At 42.4% G+C, this 12,645-nt stretch carries 10 protein-coding genes; 8 read left to right on the top strand and 2 right to left on the bottom strand.

What is annotated here, in order from left to right; genetic code table 11:
• The first annotated feature begins 144 nt into the window (after positions 1 to 144).
• From KQI32_RS05005 to KQI32_RS04970, 8 genes are all read left to right on the top strand, one after another.
• Positions 145 to 609: a LytTR family DNA-binding domain-containing protein gene (locus KQI32_RS05005; RefSeq protein ID WP_216424207.1), complete on the top strand. Its 465-nt coding sequence runs from the start codon at positions 145 to 147 to the stop codon at positions 607 to 609.
• Entirely contained in the window at positions 606 to 854 is a 249-nt protein-coding gene (locus tag KQI32_RS05000) for a LytTR family DNA-binding domain-containing protein (RefSeq protein WP_216424206.1), read from the top strand. Before KQI32_RS05005 ends, KQI32_RS05000 begins: the two co-directional genes overlap by 4 nt.
• The gene (locus KQI32_RS04995) at positions 847 to 2,118 is read left to right on the top strand and encodes a sensor histidine kinase (protein ID WP_216424205.1); all 1,272 of its coding nucleotides are present in this window, start codon (positions 847 to 849) and stop codon (positions 2,116 to 2,118) included. The genes KQI32_RS05000 and KQI32_RS04995 overlap by 8 nt, the downstream gene beginning before the upstream one ends.
• A gap of 284 nt (positions 2,119 to 2,402) precedes the next feature.
• Positions 2,403 to 2,618 carry a hypothetical protein gene (locus KQI32_RS04990; RefSeq protein WP_216424204.1) on the top strand — a complete coding sequence of 72 codons (216 nt, stop codon included), beginning with the start codon at positions 2,403 to 2,405 and terminating at the stop codon, positions 2,616 to 2,618.
• 43 nt (positions 2,619 to 2,661) lie between these two features.
• The gene (locus KQI32_RS04985) at positions 2,662 to 3,456 is read left to right on the top strand and encodes a copper amine oxidase N-terminal domain-containing protein (RefSeq protein ID WP_216424203.1); all 795 of its coding nucleotides are present in this window, start codon (positions 2,662 to 2,664) and stop codon (positions 3,454 to 3,456) included.
• Positions 3,457 to 3,474: 18 nt separating this feature from the next.
• Positions 3,475 to 3,852 (top strand): DUF805 domain-containing protein, encoded by a 378-nt coding sequence (locus KQI32_RS04980; RefSeq protein WP_216424202.1) that lies wholly within the window; start codon positions 3,475 to 3,477, stop codon positions 3,850 to 3,852.
• Between the two features lie 622 nt (positions 3,853 to 4,474).
• A complete protein-coding gene (locus KQI32_RS04975) occupies positions 4,475 to 6,454 on the top strand; it encodes a hypothetical protein (RefSeq protein ID WP_216424201.1) in 1,980 nt (659 codons plus the stop codon).
• Between the two features lie 140 nt (positions 6,455 to 6,594).
• Positions 6,595 to 9,276, top strand: coding sequence for a DUF4962 domain-containing protein (locus tag KQI32_RS04970; RefSeq protein ID WP_216424200.1), 2,682 nt, complete (start codon positions 6,595 to 6,597; stop codon positions 9,274 to 9,276).
• Between the two features lie 543 nt (positions 9,277 to 9,819).
• Here KQI32_RS04970 and KQI32_RS04965 read toward each other — a convergent pair.
• A complete protein-coding gene (locus tag KQI32_RS04965; RefSeq protein ID WP_216424199.1) occupies positions 9,820 to 10,254 on the bottom strand; it encodes a hypothetical protein in 435 nt (144 codons plus the stop codon).
• Between the two features lie 168 nt (positions 10,255 to 10,422).
• On the bottom strand, positions 10,423 to 12,567 hold the full coding sequence (feoB, locus tag KQI32_RS04960; protein WP_216424198.1) for a ferrous iron transport protein B: 2,145 nt from the start codon (positions 12,565 to 12,567) through the stop codon (positions 10,423 to 10,425).
• Between the last annotated feature and the right edge of the window lie 78 nt (positions 12,568 to 12,645).

Below are 12,645 nucleotides of genomic sequence, written 5' to 3'. Positions count from 1 at the left end.
AGAAGGCAGGATTGATGGCGCCTACAAAATCGGAACAGTATGAGGCTTTCCTGCCAATTTTGAAAGAACAGCGGATAAGCGCATTACAAGCGAAAAATATAGAGATATCCCTCGCCGGAGAAAGAACAAAAAGGATGAAAATATATGAGAATAGCGATTTGTGATGATTTGGCACAAGAACGTGAAAAATTAAAGCATCAGCTTTCCACTGTTTTGAAAAATGATTCTATTGCGGAATTTGAAGATGGGAACGATTTGATAGAAGCGCATAAAAAGATGAAATTTGATTTTGTTTTTTTAGACATCTTAATGCCGGCTATAAGCGGTATGGAGACAGCGGCGAAAATACGTGAAACCGACAAATCTACGCCAATCGTATTTGTCTCAACAAGCGAGGAATTTGGCGTGGCAAGTTACCGTGTTCTTGCATTTGACTATATATTGAAGCCTATTGATCAAAAACAGCTCTGCAAGACATTAAAAAGATTTTCAGACAAAAAACCGAAAAAACATTATATTACGATAAATTATGAACGCACGGAAACCAAAATATTGCTGTCTAACATTATCTGTTTAGAAAGCAATTTAAAAAAATTACATTTTATTTGAATCAAAACAGGGAAATTACTTTAATAGGAAAATTATCTGATTATGAACCCTATCTGCTTTCCCATGGTTTTTTGCGGTGTCACAAAAGCTATCTTTTGAATGTTGTATACGTGGACAGTATTTTCAACGAGGATTTCTATCTGACAAACGGAAAGATTATTAAAATTACAAGGACGTACCAGGCAGAAGCAAAAAAAGCATATTTTGATTATGTCTTTGGGAAGGAGACAAGAGCGAATGAATGATATTGGGGTAGGCGCTCGCTTTATCGTCACGCTTGTGCTTTGTTGCATATGCTACTTTCCTATGAATAATTTCAGATTTTCAAAGAAATTCACCAATCTATGCCTTTGGACATTCACGGGAATTATTATAACACTTAATATGTTTCTTATAATCGTGACCGGAAATGAAACCCTTTCAGGATTGTTACTTTTTAGCGTTGGCATACCATATTTTGTATTGATACTGCTCTTATCAAAAGGACCGGCAGCACAGAGAATTTTTAATTTTTGGCTGTGGATTAATGTGTATCTTATGCTCATGACGCTTATTGCGATTTGTAAATATTTTTTCATAAAAAATTATATTTTGGAAATCTTAGTAATTATTATTCTTTTCTCAACCTATTATTTTCTATATCATAGCTTCCTAAAGGAAAAGCACCACAGAATCATGCACGAATTAAAAATAAACTGGTGGATCGTTTCCATAATACCGGTTTTGTTTACTGTTACGTTTCGTAATATCTGTGTGTTGCCAGGTGCACTTTCTCAGAACCCGCAAAATATTCCAAAAGCAATTATGCTGAACTTGCTTATGCTGTCAGTTTATGCCCTTATGTTTTACACCTTTAAGACTGCCACAGAAACTGCCGAAAAAGAGCAGGCGGCTCAGGATTTAGAAATGCAGCTTGCGTTGCAGAAACAGCATTATAAAGAGATGGCGGATAAAAATCAGGAGGGAATTATATTTCGTCATGATGCCCGCCATCGTAATATGCTTTTGCTCTCTCTTGCTAAAAACCAGAAGTTAGACAAGATAAAGGAATTGCTTCAAAAGGATATTGCATCCATCAGCCAACTGTCGGAAAAGGTTTATACCGTAAACAGTATGCTAAATGCAGTGCTTACAGAACACATCAGTCGGGCGGAGAAAAAAGGACTCACAGTCAAAAGCGATATCAAGTTTTCCAAACCGCTCGTAATAGATGAAACAACACTTTGTGTGATGTTATCAAACCTTTTGGAAAATGCGGTTTATGCAGGGAAAAGTTTTTTAGAAATCGCAATCAAGCAAAATAAAAATCAGCTATGTATCAGCATTAAAAATGACTATAGTGAAAAAACGGCCTGCGACGAGCAGGGGAATTATATATCCACAAAACAGGCCGGTAGCGGTTTTGGCTTAAAAAGTGTAAGATTCGCTCTTGAAAAAAGCGGCGGTTTCTTGAGAGTTGAGGATGATGGAACCATTTTTAATGTATTCGCTTCCATAAAAAATCAATAATATTTTATAACATGGAGAGCTGAACAGCTTTCTTTTTTATGCTCAGATTGCAAGTTATGGCGTTTTTTTGTAAGTTCTGCCTTTTATATTGATTGAGGCGTCCTTCATAAGTAGAATGAAATCAGAAAGCTGATGATTTGTTTGGAGGCCATTCACTATTTATCCGCAGCGATGTTCGGTACTGTGATGGTTATTTGATTTTGTAATATGAAAATACAGATGCGGATGCTTGCCGAATGGATTCGTATTGTCGTTTTGAATGGAATGCTCAAAGAGGATATGTTGTGGAAGAGTTAGATGCTGTGTTTGCGGACTTGGATCATCATATGGGGACCTATTTTAGAAACATTGTGAATGAAGGAGCTTTCCAAACGGCATGGGATATTTATCAAGAGGTGTTTGGAAATACATTCTGTAACGATAACAGGAAGAGGAAGGACGGTGCGATTATTGGACAGAAACCGTTATCAATCTGTCCAGAAATACCAATGGAATCATAAAAAAGGTATTGCAATTGAAAACTAAATTTTAGGAGGATTTATTATGAACAGAAAAAGAATTTTATCAATGGGGCTCGCATGTATAATGGCGGCAGCCATGTCGGTAACAGCATTTGCCGAAAGCAAAATTTTTGTGGATTTACAGGAGGTGCAGACCGATACCCCGCCTCAGATCGTCAATGACCGCACAATGGTGCCTGTCCGGGCCATTACCGAAATGATTGGCTACGATGTTGAATGGATTGACGATAAACAGCAGGTGGAGGTGTATGTTCAGGATACAAGCGCGCCTGTAATTGTTATGAATATCGGCAATACCACTGCGCTTTATACCAAGTATGACACAGAGCTTGGCGATACGGTTTCTTATGAGACAACATTGGACTCCCCGCCTGTTTTGATCAATGACAGAACCTTTGTACCACTGCGCTTTATTTCAGAGGCGGTTGGCTACACGGTTGATTACAATGTGGACTCGGCGGATGTTTATATGTTCTCGCCTGACTATATGGAAAATCAAATTGGTGAAGGTAAAGGGGAAGAAGGCGAAGGCATTGGGGAAACACAGCCTTTGACAGAGAATGAAATGAATTATGTGCTGAGCTTCCGCACAAAAAGCTGGCTTGATTTAAAGCCGGATCAGAAAGCCAATGTAGTTTCCCTTATCGCGCGTTGGTGGGATGATTATGAAGGATATGTTGTGGAAGATTTAGACGCTATGCTTGCAGATTTGGATCATCAGATGGAGACCTATTTCAGAAACAATGTGGATGAAGGCGTTTTCCAGACAGCATGTGATATTTATCAAAGAGATGTTTCGAAATACCTTAAGGGTTGATGAAAGGAATAATCATAAATGAAATGGTACATACAGGCAATCAAAAATTATTTTAATTTCAGCGGCAGGGCAAGAAGAAAAGAATATTGGATGTTTTTTCTGTTTAATATGATTTTTGGAATAGCAGCGATGTTCATTGACAGGATGATTGGTTCCAATTTATCGATAGCAGGACAAAGCATAGGATATGGCATTGTGAGCCTGCTCTATAACTTATTTATATTGATCCCCTCCCTGTCTATTTCGTTTAGAGGATTGCATGATATCGGCAAATCAGCCGGATGGCTGTTTATCGGTTTCGTTCCTTTTGCCGGCGCAATATGGCTATTTATATACAGCTGTATGAGTGGTACGGTTGGCACGAATAAATACGGCGATGATCCAAAAATTATTTGAACCAAATTTTATGTACACTATAGAGTTAAAAGGAAAGAAGAAGGACGTTCAGCCTTAGAAATTTATGACACAACAAGCAAACAGGTCTTTTTTGACAGACTGTAACCATCGGCTGAACCTGTGGCTTGCTTAGGGCAGTATCTAAAATATTGTGTACCCTCCATCGTCGGTTATTTCTATTTTACCTGATGTTGGGGGGTTTTCTTATGCCAAGAGAATGGCAAACGCAAAGAATTAATTGCGGAATTCGGCACAAGAATAGAAATAATGTGAGCTCGCAGCAATACTGACTATCGAAACAATCCACACAGGGATAGATACAGAGGTGTATAACGAGTGTATTTTTTCTGTTCCGTTCATTATACCGTTTTTAACAAAGTGATATTATGTTTTATCTTATCTTTGAGATTTCCTTCCATTTATGTTTGTAAGAATATAAAATTTTTATAAAATATCCGCTTTTCAAAAAAATCTATTTTCGTAAATTGCTGCAATGAAAGGCTTTTAAGGGCATTGACGTCTGCTTATCGGAAAAATTAAAACTGGAGATTTTCCTGTGTTTACAGCCCTGTTATATTAATTGTATGATATTCATGAAATAAATAAGAAAGGAAGTAGCAGCATGCGAAAAACATTCACCATTACTCTTTGCATGGCATTTCTAATCACAAATTTATCGGGGCTTTTCGCTCTTTCCCCGGTTTGCGCAAGCGAAAGCGGTGACATTACCAATGCGGTGTTTCAGTACTATAACGCTACGGAGAAAAAAATTGAAAAATTTTCGTTGGGTACGGAAAGATTTGTTACCCCTGGATTCTCCGCTCCGGTGTTTCAGTCAGACGGTATCTCTGATCCTACCGCATCGGGATATTACAGTACAAGCAATCTGGTTTCCTGGTTCCAAATGTTTGGCGATACCAATGGATATCAGAACAATTATCTGTATGAAGTACCAGACGAACTGAAGACAAGCACTTATATCCGATTAAACAGAAATTGGAGAGGGACCAGAACAGACACGACCAATAACTTAAATGCAATGGCTTCCCAGACAGAAGTGCTGTCCTTTCAAATCAACAAAACAGCTGCAGTCTACTATATTTACCCGAATTCAGCGGAAAGCACGATCGCCGCAAATGCTCCCTGGCTCACTTCGGAGGATTGGACAGTGGAAGGCACTGTGAAATTTGTGGAGTCCAACGGCGGCACTGAAAATCCTCAGCCTAAGGAATTTCTTTTATTGAAAAAAGTCTATCAAGTGGCGGATGGAGAAACTGCCGACGTAAAAATCGGCGGCTACCATCAAAATTATTTTGTGCCTATGGTTTCCGTTCGATGGATCGATGATCCTACAGAGCTGGCGTCTGTATCAAATATGAAATTTAAGCAGTATGACGGCACTTCTGTAAATACTGTAGATGTCAGCGCTTCCAGTGTGATAACCACAGGATTCACCGCGCCGGTCTATAAGTCGGGGGACGGAGCAATCACCGATCCGGCGCAGTCTGGTTATTACAGTGTGCAGAATATGACTTCCTGGTTTAAAATGTTTGCGGATACCAACTATAGTCAATACAGCTATTTTTATAATATTCCTGCGTATATCCAAGACAGCACCTACTTCCGGCTGACACGGGCATGGCGGGAGCCGCGTACAAATCCGAACACTCCAAACGCCATGAATGCACAGTCCGAGGTTTTTACTTTTGATATCGATTCAACCGCAAATATCTATTATGTATTTCCTTCCCTGTATGCTTCTTTTATGCCCGATTATGCGAAATGGCTCGGCGAGGAAGGATGGACTCTGTGTGATGAGAAGGTTCAGATTGTCGAGTCGACAAATGCCAGCGGAGAAAATCCGCAGATTAAAAATTATCTTCTGTATCGAAAAAAATTTATCGTGACACCTGGACAAACACAAAATATTAAGATTGGCGGATTTTATCAAAATTATTTTGTTCCTCTGGTTTTTGTAGACTGGGTAAATGAAAATATCACGAAAAATATCTCTGTGTCTGTTATCGGTAACGGAACAGTAGATAAACCTGGTAACCAGGATGTTGAAAAAGGGGGAACCTTCAGCATCACGGCAACACCTGATGAGGGATATACAATCGAGTACATTAAATTTAACGGGATAGAAGTACAGTATAACACGGCAAACACTTACACCACTCCGTCAATCAATGACGATGCCGTGATAGAGGTAAAGTTTAAAGAGGCCAGTTCCGTTCCGGAAGTGACAACGGCGTCGTCGGTTTTCAACTTTCTGGATGATGCCACCAACCTGCCTTGCGGAATCACGTTTGCAACGGCGGTTGACTTAGCGGGCTACGTGATTCAGGAATACGGGATTGTTTTTTCAGAAACCGATGATACGCCGACAATTGAGGAAGGGGCGATTCGATACCGCGGTTTGGTTTCCAGAAACCAGAAGGGACAGTTTGGAATCAAGCTGTATGGCAGCGGGCTGAAGGTGGGAAAAACATATTATACCACGCCCTATGCGGTTTATTACAGTGAGACAGCAGGCGAAAAGCTTGTCTATGGAAGTCCAACAAGCTTTACTCCTGTAGGACAGGTATACGGTGCGGAATAGTTGATAGAAAGATATCAAAAGAATAAGAAGACATCGTGAAAAACAGTATTCCAAATTTCTTTTTCCAGTTTCGTTTTGAAAATTTGTTATCATAAAGGGGCGGTTTGTCCGCCTCTTTATTACCTTTGAAAGGAATAAAAATGGATAAAGGACTCAAGAAAAAGCTGATTACAATGTTGTGTGTTCTTAGCGTATTTCTGTCGATCCCCTTATCTGTATGTTCACTGACATACGAGGAGATTTACGGAGAATTGAATACATTGGAATATCAAATCGATACAGAAACACTTTCTGCTTTTTCCAATGTACATCCCAAACTGCTGCTGAATGAAGAAAGATTATCCGAAATTCAAGATGCGCTTGCGAATGAGGATGCTATGATGCACAAAGCATACTATGAAGTGCTCAAGAGAGCTCGGTGGGGCTTGGAAAACAATCCGCCGGAAACCATCGTAACGGCAAGTTATGATTCTTTTTTCAGCTATTTGTATGAATATGCCCCTTCTTTGGCTCTTTCCTATGTGCTGACAAAGGAGGAAAAATATCTGGAGGGTGCGAAAAAATGGATGCTGGCAGCCTGTGATTATCCGGTTTGGGAAACGAAGCCCGATCTTGCGACCGGTATCGCCCTGACCTCCTTAGGGCTTTCTTATGACTGGCTGTATGAATATTTGGATGCCGTGTCACGGGATAAAGTGAAAGCGAAAATGCTGGAACAAGCCAATGCTGTTTATGAGAATATGCGCGGTGTGAAAACGGGTTATAACCGATATTGGCTTCAAAACCACATGTGGATCCCGGTTTCCGGTATGGCCTGCGCCGCTGCGGCACTCTATGGTGAGGAGGATATTGCCGCCGGCTTCCTTACCCTTGCAAACAATCATTTCAGTACCACCATGTCCCTGCTTCCGGAGGACGGTTTTGCCCATGAAGGGATGGACTATTTTTTTTACGGGATGGAAAGCCTGTTTATCTATGCAGATCTCTCCTGCGCGCTTTTAGGCGTTGATCTGTTTGAAACGGATTTTTTTCGGAATGTATCCGATTATATACTCTATCAATTTTATCCCAAAAGCGCATGGAATACCGATTGTTACTACAGCAATATCGGAGATTCTTCCGGAAGAGGGTTAAAAACGCATATGATTCGCCTGGCGGCGGCAAAAAATCGAAATGGATATGCCCAATGGCTGGCAAATGAATTGGATACGAACAATGTTGCCTCCGGGCATCCCTATTTCAAAATGCTGTGGTACGACAGAAGTTTGCTTCCCACTGCTCCCCAGAAAGAAAAAGCCTTGCTGAAACATTTTACCGATATGGATGTGGCCGTCTCGAAAACCGGATGGGAGGAAAATGACAGTATGGTTATTTTCAAATCCGGTCTGCCTATGGGACATAAAGAGAACGAGCTCAGCAAGACGATGGAAGATTTTTATGATTTCGGCGGTGCGCATGTCCATCCGGACAACAATCACTTTATTCTTTATGGAAACGGGGAACTGCTGCTGCGGGATGACAATTATACGGTTCCAAAGTTTACGCTTCAGCACAATACACTCACGGTAAACGGCGAAGGACAGCTGGGAGATTCGGACAGATGGTTTGATACGCTTGAATTTCATGATGGAAATGGGTTTGCACAGATTAGGAAAGCGGAGACGGTCAGCGGAATCGATCACATTGTGGGAGAAGCGGCGGGCTCTTACCGCGCTTCGGCGGGACTGACCAAATTTGACCGGCATCTGATTTTTTTAAAGCCTGATATTCTTTTGGTGGTGGATGATATCAAGCTTCAAAGCAATAAGGATTTAAAACTGCGTTTCTGGCCTCAAAGCCAGGAGATTTCAGAAACAGAGGACGGATTCACTGTCCTGGGAGAAAAGACAAAATTGAAAATTACCGACCTGACAAAAAACAGTGATTCTAAGCGCAGTGAAACGGAGACGGTATGGGTGAAAGAAGCAACCGAGGAGCGTAAATCCGTATCCTTTTCAAAGAATGCATCGGAATGGGTCAGTGCCAAGGCGATATCTTGGTCCGATCTGTCTGCAGAGCCGGTGCAGGTTGAATATGAAGACAGGGGAACAGAACAGCTTTTTTGGTACGATAACCGGCTTTTGACTCTGCAGCTTGACACGGGCAGCTTTACCGTTCAGGAGTATTGTGATATCAGTGTTACATTATCGGGAAGCGGAAAAATAACACCGTATCCCAGCCGGATTTTAAAAGATCAGCAGATGGAAGTTTCCATTCTCCCCGACCCGGGATGGTATATTGAATCGGTTAAAGTAAACGGGATTCCTGTCATTGTTGATAACACAGAAGAGTATCAGCTAAGCAGTATTATCACGCAGGACAGCACCGTTGAAGTGGTCTTTAACGAAATCAAAATTCCTCCTGCCATTCAATCGGTGGGAAGGGGCTTCACATGGCCAGGCTATGGAGGAATTCTGTTTGCCAAAATCAGCATTCCGGATTCCAGAATGGAATTAATCGAATATGGTTTTCTGTTTTCAGAAAACCATCAAATCCCTGTGGAGGGAGATGCAGGTTCAGTGAGATTGAAAGCATTGGTTCCTATGAATCATAGGGGACAGTTCGGCATTCAGATAAAAGGGAAAAAAATCTGCCCAGGGCACACCTATTTTGCTCGTTGTTATCTTATCTATAGAGATGGGGAAGTTGATGCAATGCAGTACGGTGAACCGTTTGCCTTTACACCTCAGTCGGAAAGCGTCAATGCCTTTTTGCAGTCGAATGGCAGTGAACCAATTCCTTATACTTCCTATGAACTGCCGGAGCAGACACAGGAGGAATAAAAAGCTTTTGCTTTTGAATTTGCCTGCACCCTGTATTTTGAAACATGTAATTGCGCACGATCCAGCGAATTTCCTATATTAATAAAGGCTCTGTCACAAGTATAAGTTGATTTTGTTAACTTAAACGAATTTACTTGTTGGGCTTCTCCTCAAATAAGTGATGATTTCATTGCTTTTCACAATCTCTCCGGCGGGAGGGGATGGAACCCCTCCCATACGGTGACAGCTCCCTTTGCACAAGGGAGCCGCGCAAGAAGCCCTCCTTGTGTAAAGGAGGGTGGCAGCCGAAGGCTGACGGGAGGATTGTTCGCTGGAACTTTAATTCATTCGTGTTTTCTCAAGAAGACCTAGGATGACATTGTTTTTCATAATCAACCATTTATTATGACATAGCCTTAATAAAAAAGACAGAAAGGCGTTCACTTTGAAAGAGGAGAACGCCTTTCTGTCCTGGCTAATCAGAGATATGAGTTGTTTTATAGGATCGTTTTGATCATTACTCGTCGATGGAGCAAGAAAAATTAGAAGGTGAACCTGATATATTTAAAGATAGGGACGAATATCAATGGTAAGCTGATGCTCCAAGTCGATCAGTTTTTTTGCGATATCCTTGGATTGCTCATCGGCTGCAGCATATTTGTTTAGATATCGATTTAAGGATTTCACACCCATATTGCATCCATCGGTTATCAAATCGGCAACCGTGTGATCGCTTGTGTCTGCCGCCATCATTACATTGCTTTTCAACCACGACATTCCCTTTGCCATCACATTGGGCTCTTTTCCAGATTCGTCATATTTGTTAAGAATCTGATGAATTTCGCTTCCAAGACGCTGATGTTCCGTTTTATTATCGGAAAGGATTTTTTTCAATTGACTATTTTGCACATTGTCAAGAATTTCTTCTATTGAGCTAACTCCCATTTTGACTCCGGAATTGCATTCTTTTAGAATTTTAATGGTATCTTCCTGTACCATATGTTATCATCTCCTCCGGATTATTATAACCGGAATTTTCAGAAATATAACGAAATTAAGATGTCCCCGCTGAAAACGTGAATGACGGAACGAAAGCAGGATTCTTAGGCAGCATGAAATACCTCTTTTTTCCTCAGGAGTGAAAACTCCAGCCGGATTGCTGCACTTTTATGCGGCAATCCCAAAAAGACGTGCCGCAAAAGCTATTGTGCCGCAGACAAGGATACCCGTAATCGTTGGTACAAGGAAGGAGATCAGCGTCCATCTTGTACTTTGTGTCTCCTTGCGGATGGTCAGGCAGGTGGTGGAGCAGGGCCAGTGCATCAATGAGAAAAGCATGGTGCACACAGCGGTGAGCCAGGTCCAACCGTTGGCGACGAGAAGCTCCTTTAACTGCATAAAATGATCGATTTCCAGAATGCTTCCGGTCGCCATGTAAGCCATAATGATAATAGGAACCACAATTTCATTGGCGGGAAAACCAAGCAGAAAGGCAATGAGAATAACGCCGTCCATGCCCAGGAGCCTCCCGAAGGGATCCAAAAAGGCGGCACAGTGGGCCAGCAGAGAGGCCCCCCCCACAAAGGTATTCGCCATCAGCCAGATAACAATTCCCGCCGGCGCCGCCACGGCCACTGCTCTTCCAAGCACAAACAGAGTCCGGTCAAAGATAGAGCGTACAATTACCTTCCCGATCTGCGGTCTGCGGTAAGGAGGCAGTTCCAGAGTAAAGGAGGACGGGATTCCCTTCAAAATAGTTGCGGACAGCAGCCGGGAGACCAAAAATGTCATAAAGATTCCCAGCAGGATAACCCCTGTTAAAAGCAGAGTGGAGACGATAGACTGGGCAGGGCCGGCGAACATGCCTGCAAAAAACATACTGATAATCGCAATCAGAGTGGGGAATCTGCCGTTGCAGGGAACAAAATTGTTGGTAATAATCGCAATCAGACGTTCGCGGGGGGAATCAATAATGCGGCATCCTACAATACCTGCGGCGTTACATCCGAACCCCATACACATGGTGAGTGCCTGTTTTCCGCAAGCCTTGGCTTTTTTGAAGTATTTATCCAGGTTGAAAGCCACACGGGGCAGGTATCCCAAATCCTCCAGCAAAGTAAAGAGCGGGAAAAAGATAGCCATTGGAGGCAGCATGACTGCAACCACCCACGCCAGGACACGGTACATCCCAAGTACCAGAACGCCGTGCAGCCATTCGGGCGCGTTCATCCAATGAAAAAAATCGGTGAGGCGATCCTGGAACCAGAACAATCCGTCAGACAGCAGCTGGGAGGGGTAATTGGCGCCCGTAATGGTGATCCAGAAGACCAATGCCAATAATAAGATCATGATAGGGATTCCAGTCCACTTGTCGGTCAGGATTTTATCAATTTTCCGATCCCGGTGATGATAGTTTTCATTTTCAAAATAGACGCTGTCCAGGCAGACTTCTTCCGCTTTCAGAACGATTCCCGCTACAATCCGATCTTTCAGCCGATCCCCCTGAATGCCTTCTCCCTTCAGATATTCTTCGGCTTGTTGCAGCGCGGTCTGAATTTCAGGATTTTCAAGCAGATTAAACCCGAAAAACAAACCCACAGAATGAAGTAAACTTTCATCCGGATCCAGCAGTTTTAAAGCAATCCAACGACTGTTTAACCGACCGTTCAGCACTTTGGATACACTTGGTTCTACCATTTGTATCGCCGTTTCTATCTGGACAGGATAACGGATAGAGACAGGTGCGTTTTTTTCGCTGCCTTCCATAATGGATTCCGTTTTCGCCATCAGCTGGTTCAGCCCTTTTCCTGTTCTCGCACTCGTTCCAATCACCGGAACTCCTAAGCTGCGGGAAAGGCGCTTCAGATCGATTGCAATGTGTTTTTTCTTTGCCTCATCCAGCAAATTTACACAGACAACAACCTTGTCTGTGATCTCAATTGTCTGGAGGACCAGGTTCAGATTTCGCTCCAGGCAGGTGGCATCACACACCACGATAACTGCGTCAGGATTTCCAAAGCATATAAAGTCTCTTGCAACTTCTTCCTCCGTGGAATGAGCCATTAAGGAATAGGTTCCCGGCAGATCCACCAAAACGTATTCCGTTCCGTTATGTATGTATTTTCCCTGAGCGTTGGTTACGGTTTTTCCGGGCCAGTTTCCAGTATGCTGATTTAATCCGGTCAGTTCGTTGAAAACCGTGCTTTTCCCCACATTGGGATTCCCTGCCAGGGCGATCACTTTGCTGCCGCGGTCGATGAGAAGGTTGCTGTCAATAGCGCCTCTTCCAGTAGATTCAGCTGTTAAGCCCATTTTGATATCACCTTTCTTTCCGTTTGATTCTGCTGAAATGATACAGAAAAACAAGGTGTTCTTCCCGTTATGTATTTT

The organism is Acetivibrio sp. MSJd-27 (assembly GCF_018918095.1).
Taxonomy (GTDB): Bacteria; Bacillota; Clostridia; order UMGS1840; family HGM11507; genus HGM11507.
The sequence above is the reverse complement of the archived record's forward strand: the minus strand, read 5'-3'. Positions and strand labels throughout refer to the sequence as shown.